The organism is Microbacterium sp. EB106-03-03-XG65 (assembly GCF_058791955.1).
Window position 1 is genome coordinate 997,173 of record NZ_JBYTEB010000001.1, and the last position, 13,520, is coordinate 1,010,692.

Annotated in this window: 11 protein-coding genes; 6 read left to right on the top strand and 5 right to left on the bottom strand. The window is 69.1% G+C overall.

The features are described 5' to 3' along the window. Positions 1-59 precede the first annotated feature (59 nt). The 3 genes from AC3WS6_RS04715 to eccCa are packed head-to-tail and all read left to right on the top strand — an operon-like array spanning position 60 to position 6,690. Positions 60-1,418 (top strand): hypothetical protein, encoded by a 1,359-nt coding sequence (locus AC3WS6_RS04715; protein ID WP_492499910.1) that lies wholly within the window; start codon positions 60-62, stop codon positions 1,416-1,418. Beyond that, positions 1,418-2,719, top strand: a complete 1,302-nt coding sequence (locus tag AC3WS6_RS04720) for an FHA domain-containing protein (protein ID WP_492499911.1) — start codon at positions 1,418-1,420, stop codon at positions 2,717-2,719. Before AC3WS6_RS04715 ends, AC3WS6_RS04720 begins: the two co-directional genes overlap by 1 nt. Next, positions 2,716-6,690: a type VII secretion protein EccCa gene (eccCa, locus tag AC3WS6_RS04725; protein ID WP_492499912.1), complete on the top strand. Its 3,975-nt coding sequence runs from the start codon at positions 2,716-2,718 to the stop codon at positions 6,688-6,690. The genes AC3WS6_RS04720 and eccCa overlap by 4 nt, the downstream gene beginning before the upstream one ends. A 61-nt stretch (positions 6,691-6,751) precedes the next feature. Here the strand turns inward: eccCa and AC3WS6_RS04730 are convergent, their stop codons facing one another. Both AC3WS6_RS04730 and AC3WS6_RS04735 read right to left on the bottom strand, forming a co-directional pair. Further along, positions 6,752-7,222, bottom strand: a complete 471-nt coding sequence (locus AC3WS6_RS04730; RefSeq protein WP_201468707.1) for a recombinase family protein — start codon at positions 7,220-7,222, stop codon at positions 6,752-6,754. A 52-nt stretch (positions 7,223-7,274) separates the two neighbouring features. Further along, positions 7,275-8,264 (bottom strand): malate dehydrogenase, encoded by a 990-nt coding sequence (locus AC3WS6_RS04735; protein WP_492499913.1) that lies wholly within the window; start codon positions 8,262-8,264, stop codon positions 7,275-7,277. Between the two features lie 67 nt (positions 8,265-8,331). On the opposite strand from AC3WS6_RS04735, the gene ypfJ reads away from it, so the two are divergent. After that, positions 8,332-9,216 (top strand): KPN_02809 family neutral zinc metallopeptidase, encoded by an 885-nt coding sequence (ypfJ, locus tag AC3WS6_RS04740; RefSeq protein WP_492499914.1) that lies wholly within the window; start codon positions 8,332-8,334, stop codon positions 9,214-9,216. A gap of 10 nt (positions 9,217-9,226) precedes the next feature. Further along, complete coding sequence (gene pip / locus AC3WS6_RS04745; RefSeq protein ID WP_492499915.1) at positions 9,227-10,189, top strand: prolyl aminopeptidase; 963 nt, start codon at positions 9,227-9,229, stop codon at positions 10,187-10,189. 56 nt (positions 10,190-10,245) lie between these two features. Here pip and AC3WS6_RS04750 read toward each other — a convergent pair whose 3' ends face one another. Both AC3WS6_RS04750 and AC3WS6_RS04755 read right to left on the bottom strand, forming a co-directional pair. Next, the gene (locus tag AC3WS6_RS04750) at positions 10,246-12,045 is read right to left on the bottom strand and encodes an aldehyde dehydrogenase family protein (RefSeq protein ID WP_492499916.1); all 1,800 of its coding nucleotides are present in this window, start codon (positions 12,043-12,045) and stop codon (positions 10,246-10,248) included. A 91-nt stretch (positions 12,046-12,136) separates the two neighbouring features. Further along, positions 12,137-12,400: a glutaredoxin family protein gene (locus AC3WS6_RS04755; protein ID WP_492499917.1), complete on the bottom strand. Its 264-nt coding sequence runs from the start codon at positions 12,398-12,400 to the stop codon at positions 12,137-12,139. 83 nt (positions 12,401-12,483) lie between these two features. On the opposite strand from AC3WS6_RS04755, the gene AC3WS6_RS04760 reads away from it, so the two are divergent. Beyond that, positions 12,484-12,876, top strand: a complete 393-nt coding sequence (locus AC3WS6_RS04760; RefSeq protein ID WP_492499918.1) for an SIP domain-containing protein — start codon at positions 12,484-12,486, stop codon at positions 12,874-12,876. Between the two features lie 22 nt (positions 12,877-12,898). On the opposite strand, the gene AC3WS6_RS04765 is transcribed toward AC3WS6_RS04760, so the two are convergent. Next, a complete protein-coding gene (locus AC3WS6_RS04765; RefSeq protein ID WP_492499919.1) occupies positions 12,899-13,372 on the bottom strand; it encodes an FAD synthase family protein in 474 nt (157 codons plus the stop codon). Positions 13,373-13,520: the final 148 nt, after the last annotated feature.

Sequence of the window (13,520 nt, forward strand, 5' to 3'; positions counted from 1 at the left end):
CGCGTGCGCGGAAGAGGGGGCGTGCGGTTGAGGCCGCACGCGGTCGATAAGGTGCAGGTGTGTCAGTCGAGATCGTAGAGCGGCGCCGCATCGTGCTCCAGAGCGAAGATCGGCGTATCGATCTCTCGCTTCCGTTCGACGAGACCCTCGACGACGCGCTCGTGCTGAGCGGCCTGTCGAACGCCGACGGGTTCGTGATCGTGGGCCCCGGAGGCTTCGAGGTCCCGGGCGACACCGAGTGTGAAGAGCTCGTCGACGGCGGCCTCTATGCGTTGATCGACCGTGAGGCCCTGGCGCCGCGCGCCAGCCGCACGACATCGGGTGCGCCCGACAGGGCGGATCACGGAGCGCGATGGTGGATGCTGGGCGTCAGTGGGCTTCTGCTGGTGGCGGTGTTCGCCCAGGGGACGGGTGATCCTCTGCTGCGCATGTCGGTCGCGCTGATCCTGGTCGCCGGCACGCTCGGCGGCGCGGTCGCCTGGGCGCGCCGCGATTCCATGGCAGGGGCGCGGGGCGTCCTCGGGGTGCTCGCACCGGTGCTGATGGCGTTCTCGGCCGGGGCGCTGCTGATCCCTGCGGCGCTCGAGGCGAGCGCGCACCTGTCGATCGCATCCGGGTTCCTCGCAGCGGGCGTCACGACAGCGATCGTGGCCGTCGTCGCGCGCGCTCGCCCGATGCGCGCCGCGGCAGGCACGGCCACCGTGCTGCTGGTGAGCCTGGCAGCGGTGTGGGGTCTCGCGCTTCTCGTGCGCTGGCAGCCGTCCGATGCTGCGGCGATCTCGCTCGGGCTCGTTCCGCTGGGCCTGCGTGCGCTGCCGAGCAGCCTGGTGAACCTGCCCGAGGGGTATTTCATCGACTACAAGCACTTCATGACGAGCCGGTGGACCGTGCGCGGCGCGATCCCCGACTCCGTCGGCATCCTGCGCACCGAGCGCATCACCGCGGTGGTCGACGACTCTTCAGCGCGACTGGTGGCGGGCACGGCGGTGCTCAGCGTGGTGGCCGCGGTGATGGCACCGATCGCCTTCCTGCGGCCCTGGTCCGCCGATCCTTTCGTCGTGTCGGGCGGCATCGCCCTGCTCGTCTGCGTCATCCTCGCTCTGCTTCTCACCCCGCGGCACACGACGTCGCGCATCCTGCGATGGCTGCCGCGTGCCGCCGCAGCAGCGGTCTTCATCGTCGCCGCGATACAGGCCGCCACAGCCCTCGGCGCGGGGTTCCAGATACTGGGGGCCACCGTGCTGTTCGCGATCGCGCTCGTCGCCGTCGCCGTCATCGTCCCGATCTCCCGCGGCTCGAGCTCGCTGATCTGGTCTCGTTTCGGCGACGCGTTCGAATGGCTCGCCGTGGCGCTCTCGCTCCCTGCTGCGCTGCTCTTCGCGGATTCGCTGTCGCTCCTCCGTGGAATGATGGCGTGATGAGCGGGAACGGCGAACCACAGCCCCGGCCGGCGGGTGGCCCGGTCCCACCGGTGGACCCCGGCCTCGCACAGCTCGGTGCGGCTCCGTTCGGCTCGGCCCAGGTCGGAGACGTGCCTGCGCTGCCGCCCGCTCTGATCGCGGCTCCCCCCGGCGTCGACGGCGCTCCGCTCCGGCAGAGGTCCACTCCGGTGGCGCCCACGCCGCTGGTCACCTCTCGCGCACGCGACCGACGCCCCACAGAGGGCCTCGGTCCCGCTTTCGTCGGCGCGCCCGCCTCGACAGGCCTTCGCATCGCCGCGTTCACACTCGACGCGGCTGTGGTCATCCTCGCCGCCGCCGTCGTGCTGATCACCACCCGAAGCACTCTGCTCGCCGGGTTGACCGTCGCCGAGCTCGCCGTCTTCCTCTGGGTTCTCGAGGCCCGGACAGGTCTCACCCTGGGCAACCTCGTGCTCCGTCTGCGCAGCGCGCGCGGCGATCGTCCGTTCTCTCCCGGTATCGGACGCCAGTTCGTGCGCGGTGCCATCACGGGTGCCGGGTTCCTCGTGGCCGTGGGCAGCTGGATCGTCGTCGCCTCCAGCGCCTGGGACCCGGACGGTCGCCGTCGTACCTGGGCCGATCGGATCGCCGGCACCGTGGTGGTCTCGGTGCCCCCTCGGGCGGCTGCAGCGTCGACGGAGGCAGCGCACCCGACACTCCCGCCCGCAGAGGCGGATTCGTTGGCGCCGCCGCAGGTCGTCACGCTCGGTTCGCACCCCGCCCTGGTCGACGAGGACTCCGAGCCGACCGATGCGCGGGCAGCGTCGCATCGTGCAGAGCCGCCGGTCCCTTCGGCCTCCGGCGCGCCGGAGAAGCCCCTCTTCTCGGTCGCGCCCCAGACCGCGCCGCAGACAGGGCCGCAGCCGGTGGCCGAGTCCCGGTCGGCTTCCGATTCCGGTGCGCTGCTGCTCATCTTCGACACGGGGCAGCGCGTGCAGCTGCCCCTGCCGCTCGCCGCCAACCTCGGCCGGGGGCCGGTCGCGAGCGCGCACGACGACCGTCTCGTGATCGTGACCGACCCCGACTCCTCGGTGTCGAAGACCCACCTGCGCATCGAGCACTCCCGCGGACGCACCTGGGTCACCGACTTCGGGTCGACCAACGGCTCCGACATCCGCTCCGATGACGGTCAGACGACCGAGCTCGTGGCGGGCGAACGGGTTCTTCTCGACGACGCCGATCGCGTGCGCATCGGCAACCGCAGCTTCACGATCAGCCTTCTGCTGGGCACCGACAGCAGCGCTGGAGAGAGAGCATGACAGGACCCCGTCTCGCACCGCCACGCGTCCCCTCGGGAAAGGTGCCCGTCCAGGCTCCGCCCGAGCTCCAGCCGAACGACGGTGGAATGGGCGTGCTGGGATCCCTGCTGCCGATGCTCGGCAGCGTCGGCGCCATCGTGATGGTCACCATGTCGAATCAGTCGGTCACCGGCCTTTTGACCGGTGGCATGTTCCTGCTGTCGTCGCTCGGCTTCGTGGCGGTCAACGGCTGGCGTCAGCGGTCGCAGCGGCAGGCGGCCACACTCAGCTCGCGCCGCGAGTACCTCGCCTATCTCACCGAGCTGCGACAGACCGTGCGGGTGGCGGCGCGCCAGCAGCGGCGCGCCGCGAACTGGCATCTTCCGGCTCCGTCGGCGCTTCCCTACATCGCCGAGGAACGCACCCGGGTGTGGGAGCGCAACGTCAACGACCCTGATTTCCTCTCGGTGCGGGTCGGCACGAGCGATCAGCCGTTGTGCATCACGCTCGAGGCCCCCGAGCTTCCGCCGCTCGCGCAGCTCGACCCGGTCGCGGCGTCTGCCGCGCACCGTTTCATGCTCACGCACGAGATGCAGAAGAACCTGCCGGTCGGCATCACCCTCCGCGACTACGCGCGGATCGAGATCACGGGCGACGAGAACGAGTCGCGGGCCCTGGCCCGCGCCATCCTGCTGCACGCCGCGACCATGCACGATCCCGACACCGTGCAGATCGTCGTCGCCGCCGATGCCGCCGTGCTGCCGCAGTGGGAATGGACCAAGTGGCTTCCGCACACCCACTCGCGGACCGTGCGGGATGGCCTGGGTGCGGCGCGCATGATCGGCTCGCAGCTCTCGGAGCTCGAAGACATGCTGCCCGCCGAGGTGCGCGAGCGTGCGCGGTTCGCGCGCGACGGCTCGTCTCCGACGCTGCCGCACATCGTGATCGTGACCGACGGCGCCGCGACGTCGTTCAAGGATGTCCTCGTCAGCGGCGACGGAGTTCAGGGCGTCACCGTCATCGATCTGCCTTCACGCTGGGCCGACCTCGAAGACCCGCACGCGCTGCGCATCGCTTTCGACCCCGCGTCGAAGGGCTCACGCGCAGAGCTCGTCAGTCTGCAGGTGTCGACCCGGCCGTTCGACGCAGACGGCATCAGCATCGTCGAGGCCGAGGCGACGGCACGTCGTCTCATGCCGCTCTACTCGGGCGGCACCGCGATCGCCAAGAAGAAGAGCTCGACCGACCAGGCGGAGCTCGTCGAGCTCCTCGGCCTGCCCGATGTGCGCGACATCGATCTCGATGCGGCCTGGTCGCCGCGCCTCGAGCGCGATCGCCTGCGCGTGCCGATCGGGCAGACCGAAGACGGCAGCCCCCTGATCCTCGACATCAAGGAGTCCGCGCAGCAGGGTATGGGGCCGCACGGCCTCATCATCGGAGCGACCGGTTCGGGAAAGTCCGAGGTGCTGCGCACGCTGGTGCTCGCTCTCGCGATGACGCACTCGCCCGAGCAGCTCAACTTCGTGCTCGTCGACTTCAAGGGTGGCGCCACCTTCGCGGGTATGGCCGACATGCCTCATGTCTCGGCGATCATCACCAACCTCGGCGAGGAGATCTCGCTCGTCGATCGTATGCAGGACGCGCTGCAGGGAGAGATGGTGCGCAGGCAGGAGCTCCTGCGCGCGACGGGTCCCTTCGCCAACGTCGCCGACTACGAGAAGGCTCGACGCGGTGGCCGCACCGATCTGGCGCCGCTGCCCGCGCTCCTGATCGTCGCCGACGAGTTCTCCGAGCTGCTCTCGGCCAAGCCCGAGTTCGTCGACACCTTCGTCAACATCGGTCGACTGGGCCGCTCGCTGCAGGTGCATCTCCTGCTCTCGTCCCAGCGTCTGGAAGAGGGCAAGCTGCGCGGTCTCGACACTCACCTGTCGTATCGCATCGGTCTGCGCACGTTCTCGGCCGCCGAGTCGCGCACCGTTCTGGGTGTGCCCGACGCGTACCACCTGCCCACGCAGCCGGGTGCCGGCATCCTGAAGTCCGATACCGAGACGATGACCCAGTTCCGTGCCGCGTACGTGTCGGGGCCCCCGCCCCGCCGCCGGCGCCGCGCGTCCTCCGGATCCACGCAGAGCACGGGGTCGACGGCGGTCGAGCTGTTCACTGCGGCCCCCGTGTGGCGCGCCGAGACTCCGGTCGACGAGCCCGAGGTCGTCGTCGACGCCGAGCCCGAAGAGAAGCGCAACACGTTCGAGATCGCCGTCGAGATGATGAGCGGGCGCGGCCCGTCGGCGCACCAGGTCTGGCTGCCGCCTCTCGAGACGCCCGCGACACTCGATCAGTTGTTCGGCGACCTCGTCGAGGACCCCGCGCTCGGCCTCATCTCGCCGCGCTGGCGCGGTGCGGCGGCGCTCACGGTCCCGCTCGGCATCGTCGATGTGCCGCTCGAGCAGCGTCGTGAGACTCTCGCGGTCTCGCTCGGAGGGGCCGCCGGTCACATGGCGATCGTCGGTGCTCCGCTCAGCGGCAAGAGCACGCTCGCACGCACGGCACTCGTGGCGCTCGCGCTCACACACACGCCGCAGGAAGTGCAGTTCTTCGTCATCGACTTCGGCGGTGGCAGCTTCGCCGGTCTGCAGAAGTTCACCCACGTCAGCGGTGTGGCGACGCGCTCGGAGCCCGACATCGTCCGACGCACCGTGGCCGAGATCACGAGCCTGCTCAACGCTCGCGAGGTGTACTTCCGTCAGAACGGCATCGACTCGATCGACACGTATCGGCAGCGACGCGCCCAGGGCATGGCGGATGACGGCTACGGAGACATCTTCCTCGTGGTCGACGGCTGGGGCACCCTCCGCGCCGAGTTCGACATGCTCGAACCGCAGATCCAGGCGATCGCTGCGCGCGGTCTCACGTACGGCGTGCACGTCGTGATCACGGCAGCCCGGTGGATGGAGGTTCGCGCCAATCTCAAGGACCTCATCGGCACGCGCATCGAGCTGCGCCTCGGCGATCCGTCGGACTCCGAGGTCAACCGCAAGGCGGCCGAGAACGTCACCTCGCTTCCTGGTCGCGGACTCAACGACAACGGGCTGCAGATGCTCACGGCGCTGCCGCGCATCGACGGCGTCGACGAGGCCTCGTCGCTCTCCGACGGCATCGACGATCTGGCGCGCAAGGTCGCGGACGCTTGGCACGGTCCCGCGGGGCCGAAGCTGCGCCTGCTGCCGTCGCAGATCGGCCACGCCGACCTGCGCGCTGTCGCCGCTGCCGCGAGCCCCGACGGAACGGAACCCCGCGAGATCCTGCTCGGCATCGACGAAGCGAATCTCGCACCGTTCTCGATCGACCCCATCGCCGAGCCGCTGCTGTACCTCTACGGCGACGCCGACTCGGGCAAGTCCTCGATGCTCAGGGGAGTCGTGCACGAGATCACACGTCTCTACGGCCCCAACGAGGCGAAGATCTTCGTGGTCGACTACCGACGCGCTCTGCTCGGTGAGATCCCCCAGGAGTACCTGGGCGCGTACCTCACCTCGCACGAGATGACCGAGGGAGGCATGAGCGAGCTCGCCCAGTTCTTCCAGAGTCGCATCCCCGGCGCCGACGTCACTCCCGATCAGCTGCGTTCGCGGTCGTGGTGGTCGGGCGCCGAGGGCTTCGTGCTCATCGACGACTACGACCTGGTGTCGACCTCGCAGGGCAACCCGGTCGCCGTGCTCGCCCCGCTGCTCGCACAGGCCGCAGACCTCGGCCTGCATGTGATCCTCACCCGCCGAACCGGCGGGGCGAGCCGCGCCGCCTACGATCCGATCATCCAGCGCATGACCGACCTCGGAGCGACCGGGATCCTGCTCTCCGGAAGCCCGGAAGAGGGGCAGCTGATCGGGAAGGTCAAGGCCATCCCGGCCATCCCCGGCCGAGCGCAGATCGTCAGCCGTGATCGCGGACTCGTCTCGGCTCAGCTTCTGTGGGTCCCGCCGAAGTATCAGTGAGGGTCACCCGCTGACGCAGAAGGCCCGCTGACGCACGTCAGCGGGCCTTCTCACGTGCGGTTCAGCGCACCGCGTCGGCGAGGTGCCGGGCGTCGTGGCTCAGCACCTTGACGATGATGCCGTGGCGGCGCAGCTCAGCGGCCGTACGGACCCCTTCATCGGCATCGCGACCGAGGGCGTTGATGTTGGCCACCACCAGGACATCACCCTTGTTCAGGGTGGCGATGAGGCGTGAGAGCCGGTCGCTCCAACTCTCGAGGATGTCGGGGGCGGGGTGTCGAAACCCCTCGATCGGCACGCCGAATCGCGTCAGATCGTCTCGCTGCTCGACGACCGACGGCATGCCCTCACGCGACACCACGAGGCCGACCAGCCGTGACCCGTCGGGGCGGGCCAGCCAGAAGTCGCGGTTCCGCTGCAGCTCGGTGAAGCACTTGGGGCATTCCGCGGCCGCATGCGGCAGGTGCAGCGGACTCGTCAGGGCCTCGTCGACGGATGCCGTCGCCTTCATGGGATCGATCGTCTCGCTCATCGCGCACCTCCAGCATCCATTGTGCCCTGATTCACGACGCGGCGGTGGCGTTTCAGAGCATCCCGAGTGCTCTGACCGCGTCGCGCTCGTCGACCAGTTCTGTGACCGAGGCGTCGATGCGGGCACGGGCCCACTCGCTCACCTCCAGTCCCTCGACGATGCGCCACTCTCCGTCGATCGCGCGCACCGGGAAAGACGAGATCAGGCCGGCAGGGACCCCGTACTCGCCGTGCGACACGACGCCCGCCGACGTCCAGTCGTCTGTGCCACGCACCCAGTCGCGCACGTGGTCGATCGCCGCGCTGGCGGCGGAGGCCACCGACGACGATCCGCGTACCCGGATGATCTCGGCCCCGCGCTGGGCGACCCGGGGGATGTAGGTGTCGGCGAGCCATGCGGGCACGTCGCCGACGATCGCTTCCAGCGCGTCGGTCACGGGGCGCCCCGCCACCGTCGCGTACGACACGTCGGGGAACTGCGTCGCCGAGTGGTTGCCCCAGATCGGCACGCGCCGGATCGTGTCGACGGGAGCGGCGAGGGTGTGGGCGAGCTGGGCCCGCGCGCGGTTCTCGTCCAGCCTGGTCAGCGCCGTGAAGCGCTCGGCGGGCACCCCGTCGGCGGCGGCTGCGGCGATCAGGGCGTTCGTGTTCGCGGGGTTCCCGACCACGGTCACCCGCACGTCCGACGAGGCATGAGCGGCGATCGCGGCGCCCTGAGGGCCGAAGATGCCCGCGTTCGCGGCGAGGAGGTCACCGCGCTCCATGCCAGGACCGCGAGGACGCGCGCCGACGAGCAGGGCGAGCTCGCACCCGTCGAAGCCGATCGCAGGATCGTCGGTGACCTCGACGTGGTCGAGCAGGCCGAACGCTCCGTCCTGCAGTTCGAGAGCCGCACCCTCGGCGGCGCCGAGGCCCTGGGGGATCTCGAGCAGCCGAAGCCGCACCTTCTCGTCCGGGCCGAGCAGGTCTCCTGCGGCGATACGGAAGAGCAGCGCGTACCCGATCTGTCCGCCTGCACCGGTGATCGTGATCGTGGTGGTCATGACTCGAGCCTACGACCGACAGGGCGCCGATGTGCCCCTGAATCGGTGCGCAGAGTACCCTCGTGGCATGACCTTCAATCCCGACGCCGACGTCTCCGGAAACACCGCTCGCCGCCGTGGACGCGGTGCCGTCGTCGCCGGAGCGGGCGGTGTCGGCCTGCTCGGCATCATCGCGCTGATCGCCGGCCCGCTGCTCGGCATCGACCTCACCGGGCTGCTCGGCGGCACGGGTGGCGCGGGTGGCGGAGCGGAGCCGTCAGAGGGCAGCGTGATCGAGAACTGCCTGACCGGTGAAGACGCCAACGAGAATGTCGACTGCCGAGTGGCGGCCTCGCAGCTCGCGCTCGACGGCTACTGGGAGGACTACATCGACCCCTATCGTCCGCCGCAGCTCGTCATCGTCGACGGCGCCACGTCCACCTCCTGCGGCACCGCGTCGAACGCGGTCGGCCCTTTCTACTGCCCGCCCGATGAGACGGTCTTCATCGATCCCACGTTCTTCGACCTCATGCAGCAGCAGTTCGGGGCGTCCGCCGGCGACCTCGCTCAGCTCTACATCGTGGGTCACGAATGGGGGCACCACATCCAGTACATCACCGGCGTGATGGATCAGTATCCGAACAACGGCACCGGCCCGGACAGCAATGGCGTGCGCATCGAGCTGCAGGCCGACTGCTATGCCGGCGCCTGGATCGGGCAGATGACCCAGGAGAAGGACCCGGACGGTGTCCCCTACCTGCTGGAGCCGACCGAGGCGGAGATCACAGACGCGCTGAACGCCGCGAACACGGTCGGGGACGACAACATCCAGGAGCAGTCCTCCGGTTCGGTCAATCCCGAGAGCTTCACGCACGGCACCAGCGAACAGCGCAAGTACTGGTTTGCGAACGGCTACCAGAACGGTCTCGATGTGTGCGCCGCGCCGCTCACCGCAGCCGCCGGCGACCTGTGAGGCTGAGGACATGACGCTCGACGCGCTGTACCCGCCGATCGAACCGTACGAGACGGGCGAGCTGCTCGTCGGCGACGGGCATCGCGTGTACTGGGAGGTGAGTGGGAATCCCGACGGCAAACCCGTGGTGTTCCTGCACGGTGGTCCGGGCAGCGGTACCTCAGCCTGGCAGCGTCGATTCTTCGATCCCGAGAGGTACCGGATCGTGCTGTTCGATCAGCGCGGGTGCGGTCGCAGCACTCCGCACGCGAGCGCACCCGACACCGATCTGCGTTTCGTCACCACGCCGCATCTCGTGGCCGACATCGAGCTGCTGCGCCGCAATCTCGGCATCCGCAGTTGGCAGGTCTTCGGGGGATCCTGGGGGAGTGCTCTCGCCCTCGCCTACGCGCAGGCGCATCCGGATGCCGTCAGCGAACTCGTGCTCCGCGGGATCTTCACGCTCCGCCGCGAAGAGCTCGAGTGGTTCTACGAAGGGGGTGCCGCGGCGCTGTTCCCGGATCTGTGGGAGGAGTTCGTCGCGCAGATCCCGGTGCTCGAGCGCTCACATATGATCGAGGCCTATCACCGGCGGCTGTTCGACCCCGACCCGGCGGTGCATGAGCCGGCGGCCGTCGCCTGGTCGCGCTGGGAGGCGTCGACCGTGACATTGCGCCCTGATGCCGCGCAGATCGAGGCGATGTCCGATCCGCGCACCGCCACCGCGTTCGCCCGCATCGAGAACCACTTCTTCGTGAACCGCGGCTGGTGGACCGAAGGCCAGCTGATCGCCGGCGTCGACCGCATCCGTCATATCCCCACGGTCATCGTGCAGGGCCGCCACGATGTCTGCACCCCCATGATGACGGCGTGGGACCTGCATCGTGCCTGGCCCGAGGCGGACTTCGTCGCGGTCGACGATGCGGGCCATTCGGCGACGGAACCCGGAATCCAGGCCGCTCTGCGGGAGGCGACCGACCGCTTCGCCGTCTGACAGCGTCGCGAAGGGCATTCTGCCCGAGATCGGCGCCGGGCAGAGCGCGGCATGACTCAGGCGCGCAGCGCCTTCGCGAGCGTCTTCACGAGTCCGAGGGTCCCGCCGTCGGCGCGGAAGCGCGTGAGGCCCTCGCTCACCGCCGCTCCCGTGCGCGATGACACGAACCACGGCGGCTTCGGCAGGATCGTGCGGCGGCTGCGGCGTCCGGAAGGTCGCAGCGATCCGGGCACCCAGCGCGGGAACGGGCGGAAGGGGGCCCGCAGGACCGAGCGCTCGACGCGATCGAGGAGCAGCGCGTTGTGCACGACCCCGATGCCGCTGCCCACGCTGTCGAGCGTGTTGCCGGGGAATGCGCCCCAGGTCAGGGTGGGAGTGATGAACGCGAAGGCGGTCCAGCCGTTGATGGCGATCGATCCGTACCGCAGCGCGGCGATCGCTCGGCCGAAGCCGCTGCCCAGCGACTTCTCGGTCGCGGGGTCGATCAGCAGGTTGGCGCCGAGCGTTCCCGCCAGCCGGTCGTTCGCATAGGCCACGGCGGCGTCGAGGAACTCCTGTCCGTGGCCCCCGATCGTGACGACTCCGAGCACCGGCGCGAAGTACTCCGTGCTCTGGAGCGCCGAGGCGTCGTCGCCGGGGCCGATCTCGACCAGCATCCGGTCTCCGAGCGCCAGGGCGTCGGGGTAGTCCTGGGCTGCACGATCCATGCGCGACGACGAACCCGGGTACCACGTGGAGCGTTCGGGAGCGTTGGCGTAGGCACGCCGCAGTTCTGCGCGGAACTGGTCTGCCTGTGCCCAGTCGGAGGACATGATGACGATCTGGCCCGCGATGCAGTTGTGTCCGCTGTTCTGCAGGCGCATGGTCGCCACATGCTCGGCCTGATACGTGAGATCCGCCGGAGTCCACTCGCCGGGCACGATGATGATGGGCGAGACGCCGCCGAGCTCTGCCGTGATCGGCTTCTCGAGCTGTGGGCGATTCTCACTGCGGCGTCGCGCCGCGGCGGCGCCGGTGCCCCACACGATCGCATCGAATGTCTGGGCGGAGCCCGTGATGTGCACGTGAGTGAGGTCCGGGTGCGCGGTCAGGTACTCGCCCACGTTCGGTCCGCCGCGCACGATGCGCATGAGGCCCAGCGAGATGAGCGGCGCGAAGGCTCGTGTGTACACCGGCACGAGGGGATCCTGCGTGGGATTGAGCTTGAGCAGGGCCGTGCGGTTGTGCGCGAGGAGTTCATAGAGCACATCGAGAACAGGGATCGACGTGACGTTGCCGGCCCCGAGGACCAAGCCTGCACCTCCTGACTCGCGGGGGGTCCGCTGGGCCAGACCCGCGTTCGCGCGTGCAGCGTTCGGCGTGACACCGGGTTCGAGCCAGACCTCGCCGTCGAAACCCGCGAGCAGCAGACGGTCGATCCCGGTCAGCGGGAAGGCATGCACTCGGGTGCGCCCACCCGGCGCGCGATCGATGCGGATGCCGTCGAGAGGGTTGGTTCCGGCCGCGAGGCGCGAGAGGGTCTCGATGTATGCGTCGAGCGCGCCGAGCACGCTGTACGGCCCGCTGAGCCATTCCTCACCGCGCAGCGGGTGTCGCGAGTCCAGCCCTTTCGACGCCGCCGCTGTCGTCGCCCATTCCTCTGCGACCGCGGAAACGCTGGTCCGCACGCCGCGCAAGAGCGTGACCCGTTGAGCGAGCGTCAGGGTCGACCAGGTGCGCGAACCGATCTGCAGCGCGCCGATCGCCGCGTCGAGCCTCGCCCGCTCCGCGTCGCCGAGCCCTGCAGTCGCATCCGCGGGCGTGTCCGCGACCTTTTCAGTGGACGTCGAGGTGGACGGCGTGGTCGCAGAGGTCATCGGCGGCTCCTTCGGACGGGATCCCAGCTTATGCCGCGCGTGCGGCGCCTTTGCCGGATCGTTTCTCCGAGAGGCGCTGTCGACCCGAGGGTCAGATGAGGGAGAGTTCGCGCAGCTTCGTCTCGACGTCGGCATTCGACGGCTCGACGTGGTGCGAGGAGTCGGGGTAGACCACGACCGGGATGCTCGTACGTCCCGAGATCTCCTTCGCGACATCGGCTGCCGAGGGATCGGCGACGAGGTCGACATAGGTGTAGTCGACGCCGAGGGCATCGAGCTGCTTCTTGGTGCGGATGCAGTCACGGCACCAGTCGGCGCCGAACATGGTGATCGCGGATTCTGCAGGAGAAGTCATGCCTCAAGCCTAGAGCCGCTCACCTGGACGGGCGCCGAAATGCAGCATTGATAGGTAAGGGGAGCCTTACCTATAGTGGTGGCATGACTCACGCACGCGAGCACCTCGACGATCCTGACTGGGAGAGCATCGAGGGCGCTGTGCTCATCGCGGGTGATGCGGCCGATGCGGTGGTGATCGCCGACATCGCCGCACGGCTGCCGTGGGACGCCTCGGGCGTCATCCTGCTCGAAGCCGCTGCGCGCATACAGTTCCGCCACATCGACGTGCCCGAGGGAGTGTCGGTGCGATGGCTGCTGCGCGGTGACGGAGTGCGTCAGCGCGCGAAGGGTGAGCGTCTCGCGAATGCGGTGCATTCGTGGCTCATCGAGTGGACGTGTGCGGAGCCGCCGGAGCAGTGGACGGTGTGGCTCGGTGCGCACACGCCTCCGCACGTCGCGCGGATGGCGCGGAGCCTGCTCGGCGTCTCGAACTGACGCGTCGACCTCCCGTCGTGCGTCAGACGGTGGCGAGAGCCGCGCCGCCCCGGGACACGCCACCCGGCGTCGCCGCCGCGGTGATCGCGTCGAGAGCACGGCGAAGCGACGAGCTCGAGGTGTGGGCCGTGTACGGGAAGTACACGACCTCGACACCGACGACCGCGAACTCGCGCTCGAGCCGAAGGCCCTTTTCGGTACCTCGCCAGTCATCGCCCTTGAAGAAGTGCGTGAACTGCACGTCGCGCCACGAATCCATCTTCGACGGAGTGGTCTCGACGTAGACGTCGTCGACGAACGAGATGTGGCGAACGATCTCCGCCCGCTCCGCGGTGGGGATGACGGGCTCGATGCCCTTCACCTGCCGCAGCATCTCATCGCTGACCACACCGGCGACGAGAACATCGCAGTGCTGCTTTGCGTGACGAAGAAGGTTCAGATGCCCGACGTGAAACAGGTCGAAGGCACCAACGGCATAGCCGATGCGCGTCCCCATGATCTCCCCAGATCAGTTGATTCCCCAGGAGCGGATCCCCATCCGCTCAGCGACTCCCACAGCCGCCTTCTCGGAGTGTAGCAGGAACGGGTTTCGCTGTGCACAGGCTGACGTGGAACTATGGATGCCGCAGCGATCGCGCGCACAG

Bases quoted from the DNA above. Each gene is read 5' to 3' on its own strand.
- AC3WS6_RS04720 (WP_492499911.1), top strand. From the start codon at position 1,418: ATGAGCGGGAACGGCGAACCACAGCCCCGGCCGGCGGGTGGCCCGGTC.
- eccCa (WP_492499912.1), top strand. From the start codon at position 2,716: ATGACAGGACCCCGTCTCGCACCGCCACGCGTCCCCTCGGGAAAGGTG.
- AC3WS6_RS04730 (WP_201468707.1), bottom strand. From the start codon at position 7,222: ATGAGCGAGACGATCGATCCCATGAAGGCGACGGCATCCGTCGACGAG.
- AC3WS6_RS04735 (WP_492499913.1), bottom strand. From the start codon at position 8,264: ATGACCACCACGATCACGATCACCGGTGCAGGCGGACAGATCGGGTAC.
- ypfJ (WP_492499914.1), top strand. From the start codon at position 8,332: ATGACCTTCAATCCCGACGCCGACGTCTCCGGAAACACCGCTCGCCGC.
- pip (WP_492499915.1), top strand. From the start codon at position 9,227: ATGACGCTCGACGCGCTGTACCCGCCGATCGAACCGTACGAGACGGGC.
- AC3WS6_RS04750 (WP_492499916.1), bottom strand. From the start codon at position 12,045: ATGACCTCTGCGACCACGCCGTCCACCTCGACGTCCACTGAAAAGGTC.
- AC3WS6_RS04755 (WP_492499917.1), bottom strand. From the start codon at position 12,400: ATGACTTCTCCTGCAGAATCCGCGATCACCATGTTCGGCGCCGACTGG.
- AC3WS6_RS04760 (WP_492499918.1), top strand. From the start codon at position 12,484: ATGACTCACGCACGCGAGCACCTCGACGATCCTGACTGGGAGAGCATC.
- AC3WS6_RS04765 (WP_492499919.1), bottom strand. From the start codon at position 13,372: ATGGGGACGCGCATCGGCTATGCCGTTGGTGCCTTCGACCTGTTTCAC.